This window comes from Pseudogracilibacillus sp. ICA-222130, from assembly GCF_037892545.1.
Taxonomy (GTDB): Bacteria; Bacillota; Bacilli; order Bacillales; family Amphibacillaceae; genus Pseudogracilibacillus.
The window spans coordinates 1-21,953 of sequence record NZ_JBBKBG010000032.1 but is presented as its reverse complement, the minus strand read 5'-3'; the positions used below and the strand labels follow the sequence as shown (position 1 = coordinate 21,953).

General features: G+C 34.5%; 20 protein-coding genes and 1 tRNA gene. 18 read left to right on the top strand and 3 right to left on the bottom strand.

Annotated features, from left to right (window positions below):
- Window positions 1-10: 10 nt before the first annotated feature.
- The 18 genes from WKT09_RS11440 to WKT09_RS11355 all read left to right on the top strand — a co-directional run bounded on the left by WKT09_RS11440 (window position 11) and on the right by WKT09_RS11355 (window position 20,012).
- On the top strand, window positions 11-1,552 hold the full coding sequence (locus WKT09_RS11440; RefSeq protein WP_340416140.1) for a murein hydrolase activator EnvC family protein: 1,542 nt from the start codon (window positions 11-13) through the stop codon (window positions 1,550-1,552).
- Between the two features lie 147 nt (window positions 1,553-1,699).
- Complete coding sequence (locus WKT09_RS11435; protein WP_340416139.1) at window positions 1,700-3,151, top strand: S41 family peptidase; 1,452 nt, start codon at window positions 1,700-1,702, stop codon at window positions 3,149-3,151.
- A 26-nt stretch (window positions 3,152-3,177) separates the two neighbouring features.
- Window positions 3,178-4,365, top strand: coding sequence for a PDZ domain-containing protein (locus WKT09_RS11430; protein ID WP_340416138.1), 1,188 nt, complete (start codon window positions 3,178-3,180; stop codon window positions 4,363-4,365).
- Window positions 4,366-4,677: 312 nt separating this feature from the next.
- A complete protein-coding gene (gene uvrB / locus WKT09_RS11425) occupies window positions 4,678-6,660 on the top strand; it encodes an excinuclease ABC subunit UvrB (protein ID WP_340416137.1) in 1,983 nt (660 codons plus the stop codon).
- Between the two features lie 99 nt (window positions 6,661-6,759).
- The gene (gene uvrA, locus WKT09_RS11420) at window positions 6,760-9,630 is read left to right on the top strand and encodes an excinuclease ABC subunit UvrA (RefSeq protein WP_340416136.1); all 2,871 of its coding nucleotides are present in this window, start codon (window positions 6,760-6,762) and stop codon (window positions 9,628-9,630) included.
- Window positions 9,631-9,703: 73 nt separating this feature from the next.
- Entirely contained in the window at window positions 9,704-10,051 is a 348-nt protein-coding gene (locus tag WKT09_RS11415; protein WP_340416135.1) for a YojF family protein, read from the top strand.
- 239 nt (window positions 10,052-10,290) lie between these two features.
- Window positions 10,291-10,974 carry a bacillithiol biosynthesis deacetylase BshB2 gene (gene bshB2 / locus WKT09_RS11410; protein WP_340416134.1) on the top strand — a complete coding sequence of 228 codons (684 nt, stop codon included), beginning with the start codon at window positions 10,291-10,293 and terminating at the stop codon, window positions 10,972-10,974.
- Window positions 10,975-10,999: 25 nt separating this feature from the next.
- Window positions 11,000-11,371 (top strand): phage holin family protein, encoded by a 372-nt coding sequence (locus WKT09_RS11405; protein ID WP_340416133.1) that lies wholly within the window; start codon window positions 11,000-11,002, stop codon window positions 11,369-11,371.
- Window positions 11,372-11,560: 189 nt separating this feature from the next.
- Window positions 11,561-12,490 (top strand): HPr(Ser) kinase/phosphatase, encoded by a 930-nt coding sequence (hprK, locus tag WKT09_RS11400; protein ID WP_336265974.1) that lies wholly within the window; start codon window positions 11,561-11,563, stop codon window positions 12,488-12,490.
- Between the two features lie 18 nt (window positions 12,491-12,508).
- Entirely contained in the window at window positions 12,509-13,357 is an 849-nt protein-coding gene (lgt, locus tag WKT09_RS11395) for a prolipoprotein diacylglyceryl transferase (protein WP_340416132.1), read from the top strand.
- Window positions 13,358-13,362: 5 nt separating this feature from the next.
- Window positions 13,363-14,310 (top strand): nucleoside recognition domain-containing protein, encoded by a 948-nt coding sequence (locus WKT09_RS11390; RefSeq protein WP_340416131.1) that lies wholly within the window; start codon window positions 13,363-13,365, stop codon window positions 14,308-14,310.
- Complete coding sequence (gene ppaX / locus WKT09_RS11385; RefSeq protein WP_340416130.1) at window positions 14,300-14,935, top strand: pyrophosphatase PpaX; 636 nt, start codon at window positions 14,300-14,302, stop codon at window positions 14,933-14,935. Before WKT09_RS11390 ends, ppaX begins: the two co-directional genes overlap by 11 nt.
- A gap of 3 nt (window positions 14,936-14,938) precedes the next feature.
- Window positions 14,939-15,451: an acyltransferase gene (locus WKT09_RS11380; RefSeq protein ID WP_340416129.1), complete on the top strand. Its 513-nt coding sequence runs from the start codon at window positions 14,939-14,941 to the stop codon at window positions 15,449-15,451.
- Between the two features lie 85 nt (window positions 15,452-15,536).
- Entirely contained in the window at window positions 15,537-16,499 is a 963-nt protein-coding gene (gene trxB / locus WKT09_RS11375; protein WP_340416128.1) for a thioredoxin-disulfide reductase, read from the top strand.
- 370 nt (window positions 16,500-16,869) lie between these two features.
- Window positions 16,870-17,748 carry an RNase adapter RapZ gene (gene rapZ, locus WKT09_RS11370; protein ID WP_340416127.1) on the top strand — a complete coding sequence of 293 codons (879 nt, stop codon included), beginning with the start codon at window positions 16,870-16,872 and terminating at the stop codon, window positions 17,746-17,748.
- A gap of 7 nt (window positions 17,749-17,755) precedes the next feature.
- A complete protein-coding gene (locus WKT09_RS11365; protein WP_340416148.1) occupies window positions 17,756-18,724 on the top strand; it encodes a gluconeogenesis factor YvcK family protein in 969 nt (322 codons plus the stop codon).
- Between the two features lie 6 nt (window positions 18,725-18,730).
- The gene (whiA, locus tag WKT09_RS11360; protein WP_340416126.1) at window positions 18,731-19,672 is read left to right on the top strand and encodes a DNA-binding protein WhiA; all 942 of its coding nucleotides are present in this window, start codon (window positions 18,731-18,733) and stop codon (window positions 19,670-19,672) included.
- 88 nt (window positions 19,673-19,760) lie between these two features.
- The gene (locus WKT09_RS11355) at window positions 19,761-20,012 is read left to right on the top strand and encodes an HPr family phosphocarrier protein (protein WP_340416125.1); all 252 of its coding nucleotides are present in this window, start codon (window positions 19,761-19,763) and stop codon (window positions 20,010-20,012) included.
- Window positions 20,013-20,442: 430 nt separating this feature from the next.
- Here the strand turns inward: WKT09_RS11355 and clpP are convergent, their stop codons facing one another.
- The 3 genes from clpP to WKT09_RS11340 all read right to left on the bottom strand — a co-directional run bounded on the left by clpP (window position 20,443) and on the right by WKT09_RS11340 (window position 21,813).
- Complete coding sequence (gene clpP, locus WKT09_RS11350; protein ID WP_340416124.1) at window positions 20,443-21,027, bottom strand: ATP-dependent Clp endopeptidase proteolytic subunit ClpP; 585 nt, start codon at window positions 21,025-21,027, stop codon at window positions 20,443-20,445.
- A gap of 362 nt (window positions 21,028-21,389) precedes the next feature.
- Entirely contained in the window at window positions 21,390-21,560 is a 171-nt protein-coding gene (locus WKT09_RS11345) for a hypothetical protein (protein WP_340416123.1), read from the bottom strand.
- A gap of 179 nt (window positions 21,561-21,739) precedes the next feature.
- A tRNA-Arg gene (locus WKT09_RS11340) sits at window positions 21,740-21,813 on the bottom strand.
- Window positions 21,814-21,953: the final 140 nt, after the last annotated feature.

Genomic DNA, 21,953 nt, shown 5'->3' with positions numbered 1-21,953 from the left:
AGTGGAGAATATGAGAAAGTGTGTTAAATTAATAGGTTTATTGTTATTATCTTTTTCGATTGTCTTCGTTTCAGATCTAGGAATGGTAGAAGCAAAAACTACGAATGATATAGAAAATGAAATCAATGAATTGAACAAAAAGGGAAACGATGTAAATAAAAAGAAAAAAGATGTTTCAGACGAATCGTCTACTGTAAAGAAGAAAAAGTCTAAAAATAAAAAAGAACAAACATCTGTTGAAGAACAGTTAGCTGGAATAAATACAGAATTAAAGGAAACAAAATCAAATATTCTAGCAAAAGAAGAAGAAATAGAGAAGACGGTTCAAGAAATAAATGATTTAGATAATGAAATTGTTCAACTAAAAGAAGATATTATTGAATTAGAAGAACGGATTGAAAAAAGAGAGGAACTTTTACGTGATCGATTACGTTCGATTCAAGAAGCTGGTGGAGATATTCCATTCCTATCTGTAATATTAAGTTCGAAAAGTTTCGATGAATTAATTAGTAGAGCTTCAGCAGTTAACTCCATTATGGATCAAGATAAAGATATTATGATTGAACATGAACAAGATCAGAAGGAACTTGAAGAAAAACAAGTAGCTGTTGAAGAGAAGAAAGCAAAAGTAGAAGAGAAAAAAGCAGAACAAGTGAATCAAAAGGCAAATTTAGAGGCGCTAGAAGCTAAACTTGATAAACAAAATAAAGAAAAAGAGTCTATTATGGCTACATTAAAAGAAGAATATGAAGAACTGGAAAATTATGAGTTTACATTGGATGAAGAAAAAGAAATATTGCAACAGCAAGAAGAAGCAATATTAAAAGCAAAAAATTTAGCTGAATCAGAGAAGGCTGCACTTGAAGAAGCAGAAAGACAAGCTAAGTTAGAAGCGGAGCGTCAAGCGGCAGCTGAAAGAGAAAAAGAAAAGGAAAAAGAGCAAGCGAGCCAATCCGATTCTAGTAATAATGATGCTTCTACATCGAAAAAACAATCAAATAATACAGCATCAAGTAATACAAAATCAAGTAATACAAAATCAAGTAATACACAATCAAGTAATACGCAATCAAGTAATACACCGTCTTCCACATCAAGTGGAAATTCGGCTCCCCCACAAAGTGGCGGCAATGGCGTATTAAATTGGCCTGCAGCTTCCAAAAATGTTTCGTCTGGATTTGGTCCGAGATGGGGAACAGAGCATAGAGGAATTGATATTGCAGCAGGAAAAGGAACGGCAGTATTTGCAGCGGAAAGTGGTGTCGTTAGTCGAGTGGTGACAGGTTGTAAAGAAGGAGACCGTGCTTGTGGTGGAGGATTTGGAAACCATATTATGATTGTGCATCAAGTAAACGGTAAAACATATACAACGATTTATGCACACTTATCTAGTGTGAAGGTCTCAAATGGACAATCAGTTAGTTCAGGACAACATATAGGAGGTATCGGTAATACCGGAGACTCTTATGGAGCACATTTACATTTCGAAGTACACCCTGGTGGTTATGGAGGTAGACATACTGCTGCAAATCCGATGGGCTATTTACGATAACATGATGGACGAACATCTCTAAATTAGAAATATTTCTAATTTAGAGATGTTTTCTTTTATCCATTTGTATACATGTTAGGAATGGACAATGGTTTTATGGTAAAATAAAAGATAGAGTAAATTTTCACAATATTTGAGGTGAACGACGTGAATAAGAAAGAGTTAATTATATTCGTTATATTTACATTTTTCGTCGGTTTCTTAGGCGCTTTTGTTGGATTGAAAGTGATGGAATCGAAATTAGTAACGAATGAAAACATAAAAGCACCTGCTGCTTCCGAAGAGTCAAATGTAGAAGATGAAAACATGCAACTCATTCAAGAAGCATATGAATTAATTGAAGAAAATTATGTGGAAGATGTGGAAGATGATCAATTATTAGAAGGTGCTATTCAAGGAATGATTGATACATTAGATGATCCATATAGTTCTTATATGAACGTGGAAGATATAAAAGATTTTAACGAACAAATTGAATCATCCTTCCAAGGGATTGGTGCAGAAGTAAGTTTAGTGGATGGAGTTGTCACTATTGTTTCTCCAATTAAAAATTCTCCTGCAGAAAAAGCTGGCTTACGTCCAAATGACCAAATTTTAAAAGTAGATGATGAATCACTAGAAGGGTTAGACCTAAATGAAGCTGTTGCAAAAATCCGAGGTGAAAAAGGGACAGAAGTTGTTCTACTGGTACAAAGAAAAGGTGTTTCAAAACCGAAAGAATATACATTAGTCCGTGATGACATACCGATAGAAACGGTATATGATGAAATTAAAGAAGTCGATGGGAAAAAGACAGGAATTATTGAAATAACATCATTCTCTGAAACGACTGCAGAGGAATTTGAAGAAGCTTTAACAAAATTAGAAGATAATGGGATGGAAGGATTGGTTATCGACGTTCGTGGAAATCCCGGTGGTTTATTAGATTCGATTGAAGAAATTTTACACCATTTCGTTCCAAGTGATGTTCCTTACTTACAAATTGAGGATGGAAATGGGGAAGTCGATAAATTTTATACAAATTTAGATGAGAAAAAACCGTATCCAATCAATGTAGTCGTTGATGAAGGGAGCGCATCTGCGTCAGAAATTTTAGCTGTCGCAATGAAAGAAATTGGTTATGATATTGTAGGGGAAAAAACATTTGGAAAAGGTACTGTTCAACAGGCTGTACCGATCGGAAAAGAAAAAGATCAAAATACAGTGAAATTAACATTTTATAAATGGTTATCTCCTGAAGGGAATTGGATCCATGAAAAAGGTGTGAAACCAACTGTAGAACAAAAACAACCAGCATATTTTTATACGAGTCCCATTCAAGTAGAAAAAACATTCGTTTTAGATCAAAATGATGAGGAAATCGCTCATGCACAAACTATGTTAAAAGGATTAGGTTATGATCCAAAACGTGATGATGGATATTTTGATGAGGCTACAAAGCAAGCGGTCGAATCATTTCAAAAAGATCATGATTTACAAGTAACTGGTGAAATAGATGAAAAAACAGCAGGAAAAATTGAAACGGAAATTTTAGATATTATCCGAAGTGGCGAAGAAGATTTACAATTAGAAAAAGCGCTAGATGTATTGTATAAATAGAGAAAAAAGATAGTAGGTGAAAAGCGATGCTAGAACAGTGGGCGTTTGAATTATTAAAAGGTATTGGTAAAATATTTTTACACCCATTATTGTATTGGACTTTCTTTTTGATATGTATGATTGGATATAAACGTATAAAAAAAGAACGTTATAATTTTGGGACAAAAATTTATCATTACTTCACAGAAATTAAATATACATTTTCATTAACAGTTATTGCTAGCATCGTTCTTTCAGCTGCTACAATCCTTTTTGGAATCGTGCTTTCCTATGAAGTATTGATCGTTTTGGCGGTCGTTACTATTGTATTTAGTTTGTTTGGTTCATTACAATTTTTATCTGCTAGCTATACCATTGGTATAACGTTTATTTTATTATTAGTGTTACCGTTCATACAACGCTATATTACTATACCGTATGTAGATTTCACTACGATATCGATGGTACACTTTGTCGGATTAACGCTATTACTTGCTTTGTTATTATTTTTTGAAGCAATCTTTATGGCAAAAACAAAAACGAAACCGACGTTTCCTTCTTTGCACTTGAGTGACCGTGGTGTTTGGATAGGGCAATTTGAGGCAAAACGGATGATGATGGTCCCGTTTTTCGTCTTAATCCCTTCTAACAGTGTAACTGGGATTACACCATTTTTTCCTTATTTCTCCTTTGGCGAACAAACGTTTAGTTTATTATTATTACCGTTTATTTTCGGATATCAATACCGTATGCGAAGTGGGTTGCCAAATGAATTATTAGGAAAAATTACGAAACAGACATATGTTTTAGTTGTCGTTGTCATTGTTGGTGCTGTTATAAGTATTTTCTATCCATTCGTAACATTCATTACTATTTTAGTGGCATTAGTTGGGAAGGAATGGATTACGTACCGTCATAAAGAAAGAGATAGAGAAGGTACTCCGATGTTTCATCCTTTAGATAAAGGGGTTAAGGTGTTTGCAATGATGCCCAATAGTCCTGTCGAACGGTTAGGAATTAAAGTTGGTGAAATTATTTTAAAGGTGAATAATGTTGTTGTTACAAACTCATTTGAATTTTATGAAGCATTACAAACGAGTCAAACGAACTTTAAACTAGATGTTCTAGATGAAAATGGAGAAATAAGATTTGTACAGGGAACATTCTTTGATGAGGATCATTATGAATTAGGGTTATTGTTTACGGAACAACCACATCGATATAAAGAAAAATAATGGATATAAAAGGCTCTTTGTCAAATTTCCTCTTCCTTTGTAGCTTGAGCTGCAAGGGAGGAGGTTTTTTTACTTTGTATGATTGATCTCCATTTATAAAGCTGTGCTCGATGTATGATAAAATGCTTTTTCAATGTTCTAATGCTTATCTTCTTATACGTTCACATGCTTACTTGTAAAAGTGAATGATTTGTAAATAAGTACGTATGAAAGGCAGGAGCGATGAGCAATCATAATGGAATGTTCGTTCGTATATATGATACAATGAATGTTAAGAAAACATGATATTATGTGAAGATTGGAGATCTTAATATGGCGGAAAAGTTTGAACTTGTTTCATCTTTTAAACCACAAGGAGACCAACCGAAAGCAATTGAAAAATTAGTGAAACAAATAGACGAAGGTGAAAACCATCTAACTTTATTAGGTGCAACGGGTACTGGGAAAACATTTACTATATCGAATGTTGTGACAGAAATTAATCGGCCAACACTCGTTATTGCACATAATAAAACGTTAGCTGGTCAATTATATAGTGAATTTAAAGAGTTTTTCCCGAATAATGCGGTGGAATATTTTGTTAGTTATTATGATTATTACCAGCCAGAGGCATATGTTCCATCCACAGATACATTTATTGAAAAAGATGCTAGCATAAACGATGAAATTGATAAATTACGACACTCAGCAACATCGGCTTTATTTGAACGTCGTGATGTGTTAATCGTAGCTAGTGTGTCTTGTATATATGGTTTAGGTTCACCAGAAGAATATAAAAATCAAGTGTTATCGATTCGTACTGGAATGGAAAAAGAGCGTGATAGGTTATTGCGTGAACTAGTAGATATTCAATATGCACGAAATGATATCGATTTTTCTCGTGGGACATTCCGAGTACGAGGGGATTCGGTTGAAATTATTCCAGCATCTAAAGAAGAACATTGTATCCGAATTGAATTTTTTGGAGATGAAATTGATCGTATTCGAGAAGTAGATGCATTAACCGGAGAAATTATCGGTGATCGAGATCATGTTGCTATTTTCCCAGCGTCACACTTCGTTACAGGTGATGAAAAAATGAAAATGGCGATTAAAAATATTGAGCTCGAATTAGAAGAACGTTTGAAAGAACTGGAAGGAGAAAATCGTTTATTAGAAGCACAGAGGCTTGAACAACGAACGAATTATGATTTGGAAATGATGCGAGAAATGGGCTTTTGCTCAGGAATTGAAAATTACTCTCGTCATTTAACGCTTCGTGAAGCAGGTTCGACACCATATACTTTACTTGATTTCTTTCCAGATGATTTTTTAGTTGTCATTGATGAATCACATGCAACATTGCCACAAATTCGCGGAATGTATAATGGAGATAGAGCTAGGAAACAAATGTTAGTTGATCATGGATTCCGTTTACCATCTGCATTAGATAACCGCCCATTAAAGTTTGAAGAGTTCGAACAAAAAACGAATCAAAATGTATATGTTTCTGCAACACCTGGTCCATATGAACAAGAACATACGAAAGAAATGGTAGAACAAATTATTCGTCCTACAGGCTTATTAGATCCTATCGTTGAGGTTCGACCGATTGATGGACAAATCGATGACCTAATCGCAGAAATAAATAAACGAATTGAACGGGATGAACGTGTGCTTATTACGACATTGACGAAGAGAATGTCGGAAGATTTAACAGATTATTTAAAAGAACTTGATTTTAAAGTTGCTTATTTACATTCTGAAGTAAAGACATTGGAACGTATTGAAATTATTCGTGATTTACGGGTGAAAAAATACGATGTACTTGTCGGTATTAACTTACTACGGGAAGGATTAGATATCCCAGAAGTATCACTTGTTGCAATATTAGATGCGGATAAAGAAGGTTTCTTACGTTCTGAACGCTCCTTAATTCAAACGATGGGACGTGCTGCACGTAATGAAAACGGGCAAGTTATTATGTATGCAGACAAAATTACCGACTCGATGCAAGTCGCAATAGATGAGACGAATCGTCGACGTGAAATTCAAGAAGCGTATAATGAAGAACATGGTATTATCCCGAAAACGATTAAGAAAGATGTACGTGAATTAATCCGCGCAACGGTTGCGGCAGAGGAAGAAGAAGGGTATGAAGTGGATCGTATTTCAGAAATACGAAACATGCCGAAAAAGGCTCGAGCAGAAGTAATCGAACAGATGGAAGAAGAAATGCGTGAAGCTGCAAAACAATTAGATTTTGAACGCGCAACAGAATTAAGAGATATTATTTTTGAATTAAAAGTAGAATGATTGGTTAAAGAAGGAAATAGCAAGTGATAGAAAACATTAGAAGCTTATATTCATTGTCTTTTTTCATCGAATGAAATAGTAGTCGGAAGGATGGAGTATATGTCAAATAAACATATTAAGATACTCGGTGCACGTGCACATAACTTAAAGAATATTGATATAAATATACCGAAAAATAAACTTGTCGTCGTAACAGGTCTTTCAGGTTCTGGAAAGTCATCCTTAGCGTTTGACACCATTTACGCAGAAGGACAACGAAGGTATGTGGAATCCTTGTCTGCCTATGCAAGACAATTTTTAGGGCAAATGGATAAACCAGATGTAGATACGATTGAGGGGTTGTCTCCAGCCATTTCTATTGACCAAAAAACGACGAGTAAAAACCCGCGGTCTACTGTTGCGACAGTAACAGAAATATACGACTACCTACGTTTATTATATGCACGAATTGGACGTCCTTATTGTCCGATTCATGGTATTGAAATAGCATCACAAACGATTCAACAAATGGTCGATCAAATTATGGACTATCCAGAAAGAACAAGATTACAAATATTAGCACCAGTTGTTTCAGGTCGAAAAGGTGAACATGTAAAAGTGTTAGAGGATTTAAAACAAGAGGGATATGTTCGTCTTCGTGTGGATGGAGAAATGCGCGAAATTAATGAAGAAATTGTGCTGGATAAAAACAAAACACATTCAATTGAAGTTGTGATCGATCGGATTATCGTGAAAGAAGGAATCGAGAGTCGTTTAACAGATTCTTTAGAAACAGCTTTACCTCTTGGAGAGGGACGTGTCATCATCGATATTATCGGTGATGAAGAAATCGTGATGAATGAAAATCATGCATGTCCGGAATGTGGTTTTTCGATTGATGAATTGGAGCCACGTCTTTTTTCTTTTAATAGTCCGTTTGGTGCTTGTCCTACATGTGATGGATTAGGTACAAATTTAGAAGTGGATATTGATTTAGTTATCCCTGATTGGAATAAGTCATTAAAAGAACACGCCATTGCAGCGTGGGAGCCAATTAGTTCACAATACTATCCACAATTATTGCATTCAGTTTGTACCCATTATGGGATCGATATGACAATTCCAGTTAAAGACATTCCGAAAAAACAGATGGATATTATTTTATATGGTAGTGGAAAAGAAACATTAACATTTACGTATGTAAATGATTTTGGAAAAACGAAGAGTAGTAAAATTCAATTTGAAGGTGTGATTCATAATATTGCACGCCGCTATCATGAGACATCTTCTGACTTTATTCGTGAAACGTTAGAAAAATATATGGCAGAAAATAAATGTCCTTCTTGTCATGGATATCGATTAAATGAAAAAGCATTAGCAGTATTCGTTCAAGATAAACATATTAGTGAAGTAACAGATTTTTCGATTTCAGAAGCGTTGGCATTCTTTCAAGAATTAACATTAACGGAAAAGGAACGTCAAATTGCCAATATGATTTTAAAAGAAATTAATGATCGTTTATACTTTTTACAAAATGTCGGTTTAAATTATTTAACGATGTCTCGTGCATCAGGTACATTATCCGGTGGAGAAGCACAAAGAATTCGCTTAGCAACGCAAATTGGTTCAGCTTTAACAGGTGTATTATATGTGTTGGATGAACCGTCCATTGGATTACATCAACGAGATAATGATCGCTTAATTGAAACAATGCAACATATGGTTGATTTAGACAATACATTAATTGTTGTGGAGCATGATGAAGATACGATGCTAGCAGCAGATTGGATTGTCGATATAGGTCCGGGAGCAGGAGATCATGGTGGGAATGTTGTAGCAAATGGCACACCGAAACAAGTAATGCGATCTGCCAAATCGTTAACAGGTCAATACTTATCTGGAAAGAAATTTATAGAAATACCGGAAGAACGCCGCCCATTAACGAATCGATTTATAGAAGTAGTCGGAGCGAAAGAAAATAATTTAAAAAATGTTTCTGCACAATTTCCGATTGGTGTCATGACTGTTGTTACAGGGGTTTCTGGTTCAGGAAAAAGTACACTCGTCAATGAAATTTTATATAAGTCATTAGCCAAACATTTATATAATGGAAAGCAACGGCCTGGTGGACATGATAAGGTAAATGGATTAGAACATATTGAAAAGGTTATTGATATTAACCAAGCACCGATTGGAAGAACTCCGAGATCCAACCCTGCAACATATACCGGTGTGTTTGATGATATTCGTGATGTGTTTGCGGAAACGAATGAAGCGAAGGTGCGTGGTTATAAAAAGGGACGTTTCAGTTTCAATGTGAAAGGTGGACGTTGTGAAGCTTGTCGTGGAGACGGAATTTTAAAAATTGAAATGCACTTTTTACCTGACGTATATGTTCCATGTGAAGTTTGTGAGGGAAAACGATATAATAGAGAAACATTAGATATTACATTTAAAGGAAAAAATATTGCTGATGTATTGGATATGCGTGTGGAAGAAGCATTGCAGTTTTTTAGTAATATTCCAAGAATTCAACGTAAATTACAGACAGTGCAAGATGTTGGACTTGGCTATATTAAATTAGGGCAGCCAGCAACAACCTTGTCTGGTGGAGAAGCACAACGTGTGAAATTGGCAAGTGAATTGCATAAACGATCAAATGGGAAAACAGTTTATATTCTAGATGAACCAACAACAGGACTTCATACAGATGATATAAAACGTTTATTAGCGGTTTTACAACGACTTGTTGAAAATGGTGATACTGTCATCGTCATCGAACATAATTTAGATGTCATTAAAACAGCAGACCATCTTATCGACTTAGGGCCAGAAGGTGGAGATGGCGGTGGTGAGATTATTGCAACAGGTACACCAGAAGCAGTAGCAGAAAATAAAGCTTCTCATACAGGGAAATATTTAAAAACAATTATGGAAAGAGACCGTCAACGAATGGAAGCATTAGTTGAAAAAGCAATGAAAAAAGGCTAAACATAAATTTTGACGGATATCTTTAATGTTTGTAAGCTATAAAAGAGAGAGAAGACAGAGGGGAGTATGTTCCATGAAAGCTATTAATAAAACGGAAGTGCAAGAAATGTTAGATCGTTTTAAAGGCAAGGAAGTATATTTACATTTAGAAACAACAAACGGCGCATATGCGAGCCATTTTGGAAATAAAGGTGTCAATGTTGGTGCTTATATTCGAAATGCAAAATTAACTTATACGGAAGGGAAAATTGAAGGTACACCGGAATCTTATCGAATAGGTTTGAAATCAGAGCTTGGTTGGGTATATGCAGAAGGACTAAGAGAATGGGAAATATTTGAACAAAAACTGTTAGTGGCAGGTCACGATGCAGAAGGTCGATTAATGGTTGCATTTCAACTAAGTGAAACACCATTCGAATAAAAGGAATAGAATATCATTTTAGCATGTTATGTAATAGAGTATAAAAAAATGAGTGGTCTGCTAAGATATTACGACTGTCACAAAACATGAGTTGGTATGCCTGTAGAACGTATAGGAAAAGAAGATTTTACGTAATTTATCACACCTCAAGGAGGCGGTGCCTATTTCAGTTGCAAATCATAAAATGATGATACGATTACATAACATGATAGATTTGATTAGAAAGAGGGAATAGGATAATGGAAAAACATACACATGTTGTTATTGTATATCCACACCCAGACGATGAATCTTTTGGTGGTGCTGGTACAATATACAAATGTAAGGAGGCAGGAGTTCCTGTAACATATTTATGTGGAACATTAGGCCAAATGGGCCGAAATATGGGAACACCTCCATTTGCAAATAGAGAAACATTATATACATTCAGAGAAAAAGAATTAGAGGATGCATGTAAGTTCTTAGGTATCGATTATAAATTACTTGGATATCGTGATAAAACATTAGAATTTGAAAATAAAGTTGCACTGGCAGCACATATTAAATCTGTTTTAGAAGAAATTAATCCGTCACTCGTTATTACACATTATCCAGAACACGGAGTACATCCAGATCATAACGCATTAGGAGAAGCGACGATTGAAGCGGTTCGCCTAATGAACCCTGAAAATCGACCGACAGTTTGGGCGTCTGCGATTACAAATGACTTCGAAAAAGTATTAGGAGAACCAGATGTAACGATTGCTTTAAATGACGACATGGTAAAATTTAAGTTAGGGGCTATTTTTGAACATAAATCACAAGCCCAAGGTATGTTGGAAAAAATGAACGAAGAAAATCCTTCAGCTGAAACGAAAGATTATTTAGAACGTATGAAAGATCGTTTAGGAAAAGAACGTTTTTATATTTGGAAGTATGACTAATTAAAACTAATTGGAGGTTGATTTTATGTTTGGAAGAATATTTATTGGTTGGTTCATATCTATCTTTTTATATGCAGTTGCTTTAATTGCTGTCTCACAATTATTCGATGGTTTTTATATTGAAAATTTCCAAACAGCATTGTTAGCAAGTATCGTCTTATCTATATTAAATGCATTTGTAAGACCGCTATTAATTATTTTTACTTTACCACTTACTATTTTCACATTCGGCTTTTTCATTTTAATTATTAACACGATTACTTTATTATTAGGTGCAAAAGTGATGGGATCGGCATTTCAAATTGATGGCTTCCTTATCGCGTTTATCGCATCAATCATTATTTCATTGTTGAACACTTTTTTACATGGTTTAGTTGGAGATATAAAAAGAGCATAAAGATAATGAAATGTGCAAAAGAGGTTAGGGCACAAATTAGTAAGCTTCTTACAAAAACTTACTTTTTGTTCTGTCCTAACCTTTTTAATTTCCATATCTATTGTTTTCGATAGATATATTATGTAAGAAACGGTAAAATGAAATTGTTGAAATTATTTAACCATACATACTTTCTTGGGGGTAGAGTAGATGCGTGTCGTAAGAACGGAAGACTTATTAAAAAACTTTAATCTTACACTAGTTGCTGGTGAGGATGGCATATACCGTGAAATTAATTCGAATGATATTCATCGTCCTGGCTTTGAAATGACTGGATTTTTTGAATATTACCCGAAAGAAAGAATTCAAATAATTGGAAAAACAGAGATGAATTATTTTAAAAATTTGTCGAAAGCGGATCAGGAAGATCGTGCTCGTCGTTTATGTACAGATATCACACCTGGAATTGTTATCTCTAACTGGATGGATATTCCAGATGTATTGCTTGATGCTGCCAATGAAGCGGGGGTTCCCATTTTAAAATCACCACGAACGACGAACAGAGTAATTGTACGAATTACAAACTATTTAGGTTCAAAATTCGCACCAACTACAGCTGTTCATGGTGTGCTCGTCGATATTTATGGTGTCGGTGTTCTTATCATGGGGCAAAGTGGTGTTGGTAAAAGTGAAACGGCATTAGAGCTCGTAAAACGTGGTCATCGACTTGTAGCAGATGATAGTGTCGAAATTCGACAAGAGGATTATGATACATTAATTGGAAGTTCCCCACCGTTAATTGAACATCTATTAGAAATTAGAGGATTAGGTATATTAAATATTATGACGTTATTTGGTGCAGGTGCCGTAAAAAATTATAAACGTATTTCTTATGTTGTACAATTGGAATTATGGGATGATAAAAAACAGTATGAACGACTAGGGATTGAAGAAGATACGATGAAAATTATGGATGTACATGTACCAAAAGCAATCGTTCCCGTTCGACCAGGGCGAAATTTAGCTGTCATTATTGAAGTTGCTGCGATGAACTTTCGTCTAAAACGAATGGGTGTGAATGCAGCAGAGGAATTTTCACAACAGCTTGCAACGATGATGAAAAATAATAATGAACAATAAGATGTAGGAGTGATTATGTTGATGTGTGAAGCAGAACCGTTAAATAGAGTTTTTCTTGAAATCGGTTCTTTATCTATATATTGGTATGGCGTCATCATTGCAACTGGGTTGTTTTTAGGGTTGTATTTGGCGACGAAAGAGTCAGAACGTTTAGGGTTACAAAAAGATATTATGGTCGATCTCGTTGTATTTGCAGCCCCAATTGCGATTTTATTTGCAAGAATTTACTATGTTATATTTGAATTTGATGCCTATCGTGGACAACCATGGTGGAAATTTATCGCTGTATGGGAAGGCGGTATCGCTATTCATGGTGCTTTAATTGGGGCAGTATTAACAGGAATAGTTTTTGCAAAAGTGAAAAAGGTATCCTTTTGGCAAATTGCAGATATTGCTGCACCAAGTATTATTTTAGGACAAGCGATCGGTCGTTGGGGAAACTTCATGAACCAGGAGGCACATGGGGGACCAATTAGCCAAGCTGCATATGAAAATTTCCATCAGTATTTGCCGAACTTTATTATGGACCAAATGTGTATTAATGGTATCATGTATTACCCAACATTTTTGTATGAATCGATATGGAATATAATTGTCTTTACATTATTAATTATTATGCGTAAATACAATCCATTACGTGGAGAAATTTTCTTAAGTTATATTGCTTTATATTCGATTGGTCGTGTCTTTATCGAAGGATTACGTACAGATAGTTTGTATATAGGACCACTTCGTCAAGCACAGGTACTATCCATTGTATTAATTGTAGGGGCTATCATATTCATCATTGTTCGTCGTCATAGTGGCAAAATTGATCGTACATATGACGGTTCGAACATCTCATCTAAGAAAAAGAAAAGGAAGTAATAAGCATGTTTGGAATTGCATTTCGAGGGATAAGAGAAGGAGCTAGTGTATTTTTAGTGCTAGCTAAAATCATTTTTCCAGTAACCGTAATTATAACTATTTTGCAATATACACCAGTTTTACCGTTTTTAATCGAGTTAATTACACCATTCATGCATGTGTTAGGTTTAAGTGGGGAAGCTGCAATGCCATTAGTGTTAGGAAATGCACTTGGATTATATGCTGGTATTGGAGCAATTATTTCATTTGAATTTACTGTCAAAGAAGTATTTATTATGGCGATGATGCTATCTTTTTCGCATAATATATTCGTCGAGTCAGCAGTTGCATCACGAGTTGGTGTAAGCTGGTGGCTCGTTTCCCTTATACGAATTGTTTTAGCCATTTTTTCAGCACTAATTATTAATCTTGTATGGGATGGTGGTGCTGAAATAGCACAATATGGATTTTTAGCAAGTTCAGAAGTAGTGTTACATAGTTGGGGAGCGATTGTTTTACATGGGTTTAAAACGGCTCTCATGGCAATCATTCAAATTTCACTCATCATTTTTCCGTTAATGATTATCATGCAATTTTTAAGAGAACTTGGACTTTTACATAAAATATCCAAATTATGTGCACCATTTACGAAAATGCTCGGTATGAAGGAAAATACATCATTTACATTAGTAGCTGGAATGATTGTTGGTTTATCAATGGGGGCAGGTGTAATGATTCAAGCAGTAAAAGAAGATGGTGTGTCCAAAAAAGATACGATGTTAGCATTAATTTTTCTTGTATCATGTCACGCTGTGATTGAAGATACGGTCGTCTTTATTCCGCTTGGCATTCCAGTCTGGCCATTATTAGTCATTCGATTCCTTACAGCGGTTATTTTAACGGTTATCGTTGCAATTGTATGGAATCGTATAGAAAAGACACAGAAAGAAAGGAAATTAAAATATGAACATTGATACAATTTTATTTGATTTAGATGGAACATTATTAGATACGAATCAATTAATTCATGAATCATTTGTATATACATTGGAACAATATGGCTTTCATTTTACAGATGAAGAAATTTTACAATTTAATGGACCTCCTTTAGTCCATACATTTACGGAATTGAATCCGGAAAAAGTGGATGAAATGGTACAAACATATCGTACACATAATTTAGCTCGACATAATGATTATGTTACATTGTTTCCCAATGTAAAAGAAACATTGACACAATTAAAACAAAAAGGAATCAAAACAGCTATCGTCTCTGCGAAAATGCGTGCAGGAGTAGATAACGGTATCCAATTTACAGGGATTGAACCTTTTTTTGATACGATTGTAACCATTGATGATGTGCATCATCCGAAACCACATCCAGAATCATTACAACTTGCAATGGACCGTTTAGGAAGTAAACAAGAACGTACGCTTATGATTGGTGATAATTACCATGATATTGAAGCGGGAAATCGTGCAGAAGTAGAAACTGTCGCAGTAAGTTGGACCCATAAGGGAATTGATTTTCTAAAACAATATAATCCGACATATGTGATCGATGATATGAAACAATTATTAGATATTGTTGGGGTGTAAACCATGCGAAAAACGGAACGATATAAAGTAGAGGACGCAAACTCCTTATGGCGTATATATAAAACCGTTTCTTTCTTTAAAGTAATGAAAAGTTTTATCGTCATTCAGATCGCTCGTTATACACCATTTTTAAGTGTGAAAAATTGGTTATATCGGACGTTTTTAAAGATGAAAGTTGGAAAACAAACATCTTTTGCATTAATGGTCATGCCTGATACGATGTTCCCTGAAAAAATATCTGTCGGGGATAATACGATTATCGGTTATAACACAACCATTTTAGCGCATGAATATTTAATTGATGAATATCGTATAGGAGAAGTAAATATCGGAAGCAATGTGCTAATTGGCGCGAATACGACAATTTTACCTGGTGTGACCATTGGTGATGGTGCGATTGTCTCTGCAGCTTCACTTGTTCATAAAGATGTGCCAGCAGGTGCGTTTGTCGGTGGTAATCCGATGCAATTAATTTATACAAAAGAAGAAATGGAAGCAAGAAATGATGGGGAATAATAGTTTGTGCAATTGTGAGCATATTAATAGAAAATAACATATGATTCCATTAAGCTATAGATAGAGAGAGAATAGATGTAAATATATGTGTGAAAGGGAGATAAAAATGGCAGATGAAAAAGTATATGATGTCATTATTGTAGGAGCCGGACCAGCTGGTATGACAGCTGCAGTGTATGCATCAAGAGCGAATTTGGATACGTTAATGATTGAACGTGGCATGCCCGGTGGACAAATGGTAGATACAGAAGCAATTGAAAACTATCCTGGATTTGAAAGTATATTAGGACCAGATTTATCGACAAAAATGTTTGATCATGCAAAGAAATTTGGAGCAGAATATGCTTATGGCGATATTAAAGAAGTATTAGATCACGGAGATTATAAAGAAGTTATTGCTGGAGATAAATCATATAAAGCGAAAGCAATTATTATCTCTACAGGTGCTAAATATAAGCAATTAGGTATTAAAGGGGAAGAAGAATTAACAGGACGTGGTGTTTCCTACTGTGCTGTTTGTGACGGGGCATTTTTTAAAGAGCGTCACTTAGCAGTTATTGGTGGAGGGGACTCTGCAGTAGAAGAAGGCATGTATTTAACACGTTTTGCGAGTAAAGTAACAGTTATTCATCGCCGTGATACATTACGTGCACAAAAAATCTTACAAGACCGTGCTTTTGCTAACGAAAAAATGGAATTTATTTGGGATACGGTTGTAGAAGAAATAAATGAAAAAGATGGGAAAGTTGGTTCTTTATCATTAAAGAATAGGAATACTGGAGAAACATCGGAATTTGATGTTGATGGTGTATTCGTCTATATTGGAATGGATCCATTAAGTGAACCATTTACTTCTTTAGGAATTGTAAATGAAGAAGGTTATATTGAAACAGATGAAAATATGGCAACGAAAGTTCCTGGTATTTATGCTGCGGGAGATATTCGTGTAAAAGATTTACGTCAAGTTGTTACTGCAACAGGAGATGGAAGTATCGCAGCGGAATCAGCCATTAAGTATATTGAAGAAAAATCCTCAGCGGTAAAATAAGAGGATTGCATCGATTAAAAAAAGTAATCACTTTTTAATTTTATTGTAATCGATTGGCAACAATTATTTTATATACTATATGTATAAACTAATTGACCCCCTTTAATAAATTAGTTCATGGCACAAGTATTTTGCTTGTGCTTTTTTTGTGGAAAAATGGAAATATTTAGTAGACTTTTAGGTGGCAAGTACCTCACACAACCAATTCCCCCATTCATAATGAATAGATAATTTTACAATAAAACCTCCTTTAACTGTCATTTATGGGAAACTATGTTGAAAACAGATACATCGTGTGATGATTCATTTTCATCTTTCTTGTATAATAGAATATAGAGAAATATATTTATGGAGAAATGGGGGATTTAAAATGCCAAGTGGTGAAACGAAATTTGTGATCATTACAGGAATGTCAGGTGCAGGAAAAACAGTTGCAATTCAAAGTTTCGAGGATTTAGGGTATTTTTGTGTCGACAACTTACCCCCAACACTGATTCCGAAGTTTTTAGAATTATTAAAGGATACGAATAACAGTATGCAAAAAGTCGCTTTAGTAATTGATTTGAGAGGTCGTGACTTTTTTGATGAATTGCACGCATCATTAGATGAAATTGCGAAGGAAGACTGGATTGAAGAGCATATTTTATTTTTAGATGCGACAAACGATACATTGGTAAGACGTTATAAAGAAACACGTCGTTCACATCCATTAAATATTGGTGGGTTACCATTAGAAGGAATAAAAAGTGAACGAGAAATTATTGATCCTTTACGTGGGAGAGCACAAAGAATTATTGATACATCCACACTAAAACCGAAAGAATTACGTGAACAAATTCATCAATTATATGCTGGCGAAAAAGAATCTGTTTTTTCAATTCACTTTGTTTCATTTGGATTTAAACATGGCGTACCAATTGATGCAGATATTATGTTCGATGTACGATTTTTACCGAACCCATATTATGTGGAACAAATGCGTCCACTAACAGGACAGGATAAAGAAGTATCGGATTATGTATTTAAATGGTCAGAAACAAAAACATTTAACCAAAAATTAATCGAACTTTTACATTTCACTATTCCATTTTATAAAAAGGAAGGGAAATCTCAAATCGTTATTGCAATTGGTTGTACTGGCGGGCAACATCGCTCTGTTGCATTAACCGAATATTATAAAGAAGTATTCGCACCATCCTATGTTACGCATTTAACACATCGTGACATAGGGAAGAGAAAGGTACATTAAAATGATGATGCAAAAGCCAAAAGTTGTTGTCCTAGGTGGTGGTACTGGAATGCCAGTACTGTTAAAAGGATTAAAGCATCTTCCAATTGATTTATCTGTCATTGTGACAGTTGCAGATGATGGAGGAAGTTCAGGGAAAATCAGGCAAGATATGGATATCCCTGCTCCAGGTGATATCCGTAATGTCATTGCTGCCTTAGCAAATGTCGATAATGAAATGAACGAAATGTTTCAACACCGCTTTCAAACAAATAATGAATTATGTGGCCATGCATTAGGAAATTTAGTGCTCGTTGCCTTGAACCATATGACTGGTAACTTTTATGAAGCAGTAAAAAAATTAGCAAGAATTTTTCAAGTAAATGCAAATATTATTCCAGTTGTAAATGAAGCAGTCGTGTTAAATGCGTTAATGGATGATGGTTCCATTATAAGTGGGGAATCAAATATTCCCGTCCACAATAAAAAAATTGATCGAGTGTTTCTCACACCGAATAATGTAAAACCGCTGCCAGAAGCTGTAGAGGCAATTTTGGAAGCAGATGTTATCGTTATCTCGCCTGGAAGTTTGTATACTAGTATATTGCCGAACATTATCATAAGTGATATCGTGAAAGCCTTGAATGAAACAAGGGCAAAAATAATGTATGTTTGCAATGTGATGACACAGCTGGGAGAAACGAATGACTATGATGCGACAGCACATGTTCAAGCGATTTATGATCATATTGGTCCACATACTATAGATGCGATTGTTGTACATAAGGAGGCTATTCCAAGTCCAATTCGACAAATATATGAGAAGGAACAATCATTTCCAGTTACGTATCATATAGAGGAATTAGAACAATTAGGATTAGAGGTGATGGAAGAATATATACTAGATCCTCATGAAACGGTTGTTCGCCATAATAAAGAAAAAATTGCTGACATTATTTATGATTATGCAATAAAGAATATGAATGGTAAAGGATGACGTGAAATGTCATTTACTTCAGAAATAAAAAAGGAACTCATTACATTAGAAGATGATCTCTGTTGTAAAAAAGCTGAATTAACTGCACTTATCAGAATGAATGGCGTTATATCTACAATAGGTACATCTATTATGTTAGATGTTCAAACAGAAAACGCTGCTATCGCTCGAAGAATTTTTACATTAATGAAAGAAGTATTTCCAAGTAATATAGAAATTCTCGTTCGGAAAAAAATGAAGTTAAAGAAAAATAATATTTATATCGTTCGTATGAGGGAAGCGGTCGACGAATTATTTTCGATTTTAAAAATAGATTACGAAGATGAAGGGTTTGAATATGGTCCAATTTCAGCAATGTATGAAAAGGATTGTTGTCATCGTGCCTATTTACGTGGGGCATTTATTGCAAGGGGATCTATTAATAATCCTGAAACATCTTCATATCATTTAGAAATATTTAATCTCGATCCAGAACATAACCATGAGTTATTGCAATTAATGAATGAATATAATTTAAAAGCACGTGAATTACAACGAAGAAATGGTTATATCGTTTATATGAAAGAAGCGGAAAAAATAACAGAATTTCTTAATATAATTGGGGCACATAAAGCTTTATTTAAATTTGAAGATGTTCGTATTGTCCGTGATATGAGAAATTCTGTTAATCGTATCGTGAACTGTGAAACAGCTAATTTAAATAAAACGATAAGTGCATCAGTAAGACAGGCGGAACATATTAAATATATTAAGGATACTGTAGGCATTGAAGCACTACCAGAAAGGTTACAAGAGATTGCAAAGGTACGCCTGGAGTATCCAGAGGTTCCATTAAAAGAACTTGGGGAATTACTTCCTTCCGGCCCATTATCAAAATCTGGTGTCAATCATCGATTAAAGAAAATAGAACAATTTGCACAACAACTTCAGGCAAATGATAGCGAATGAATTCGTTTTCATTTGCTTGATGTAAATGATATAATAGGAATAATTTAAAATTTGATCTACTACGTACAGATAGGAAGGGTGAATGTGATTGGTTGAAAAAGTTGTAACAGTTTCATTAGAATCTGGATTACAAGCGCGACCAGCGGCACAATTCGTTCAAGAAGCGAATCGATATCGTTCAGATTTATTTTTAGAAAAACAAGGAAAGAAAATCAATGCAAAAAGTATTATGGGATTAATGAGTTTAGCAATCATGAATGGGGAAGAAGTAATATTGATTGCAGATGGAGAAGACGAAGAAGCAGCAATTGAAGGATTAATTGCATTCATCACAGAATAAATGTTATAAAAGATGTATGTTCAATTTGAACATATCTTTTATTCTGGTGAAAATTCGGAATATTCCAATACTCATTTAGAGTGAGAGGTTGAACAATACACATATTATAAGGAAGTATTACAAAGCGAAGCTAAGCCTATTTTATTAGAAGCATTTAGATAATTTTGAAAGCGGTTGCAAATAGTGAGGAAGAAAATCGAATTAAGTTACGTTTTAATTTCAATTATTCATCCGTTTTCAAGGAATAATATGTTTTATAGGGGAAGAGGCAATCTGGACTTCAAAAAATCTATATGGTTAAGTCCTTTATTTGAAAGGGATTTTGCTATATGTAAAAAGGAATGTTTTGAAATGAATATTTACGAGTATTTTCATATTAGATAAAAAAGGGGACAAAGTCGTTTTCGATTTTGTCCCTTTTTTCCATAAGTTATTCTTTTTTCTCTAATACTTTGTCAATTAAACCGTATTCTTTTGCCGCATCCGCTGTCATGAAGTTATCACGATCTGTATCAGCTTGAATGACATCAAGTGGTTGGCCAGTTCTTTCAGATAATATTTCATTTAATTTTTCACGCATTTGAATAATACGTTTTGCATGAATTTCAATGTCTGAAGCTTGCCCTTGTGTACCACCTAATGGTTGGTGAATCATTACTTCACTATTTGGTAATGCATAACGTTTTCCTTTTTCACCTGCAGCAAGTAAGAAAGCACCCATAGATGCTGCCATTCCTGTACAAATTGTTGATACGTCCGGTTTGATGAATTGCATGGTATCATAGATTGCCATTCCAGCAGTGATGGATCCACCTGGTGAGTTAATATAAATAGAGATATCCTTCTCTGGATCTTCTGCTTCTAAAAATAAAAGTTGTGCAACGATGGAGTTTGCAACATTATCATCAATTGCACTTCCTAGCATAATAATTCTGTCTTTTAATAAACGCGAGTAAATATCATATGCACGTTCTCCACGGTTTGTTTGTTCAATAACTGTAGGTATTAAAACCATTTTTACATCCTCCTTTTAGTAGGTAAATGTCCCATATCTAATGAACCTAATTATATCATACATAATTGGTCAACAAAGGTCAAAAGATACGTCTTCCATTTTGACTTTCTTTTTACTATTGCCACTTCTTTTCACCTTTAAACTATCGGGACATGAAAAATATTCCATACACACTAACGAGTATAGCTTATATATAGACAAAAATAAACTGTTTCTTTTCCTATTATTAGCGAGTTGGAAAAAGTCAATTTTTGGATGTACAAAATGATTTACTTTACGGCTTAGAATTTTCTATATTTTCACAATGCTACAACAATGACAATCTTTCCGATTTTTTCATTCAAACACACCCTAATGGTCCATCATTCCATTTTTCCCTCGACATTACCTTTTCTTTTTTTCATAAAAATGAACAATACGATTACACAAAATAAAAGAATAATTCCAGTTATATAGTATTCCTTCATATTTATACTGCTTGATAAGGCAAAACCAAGTAAAATCCCTAAAATGAAAAGAACAGTTCGTTTCATCCTCCATCCTCCCATAACAACTAATTAATATGTATATTCCCTCATATTATCATAGCAAACTGGTTAATATGATTGTTTTTCACTAAAAAACATTTTATCTTTTAGTTTACAAGTTTTATATATGAAAAAAAGCAAGAGACAAAAAGTTATGCTCTTGCTTTCATTCATCTGATAATTGACGCGCCCGAGAGGAATCGAACCCCCGACTCACGGTACCGGAAACCGTTGCTCTATCCGACTGAGCTACGGACGCAAATGATATACAAAAGTAATTATACCTGTCTCATTTTCAATTGACAAGTTTTTCTTTATATTTTCATCACAATAAAAAGTTCATCTACCTAAAAGAAGCATATTTTGTTTCTTTTAGTTTTTTTTTATACAACACTTCTT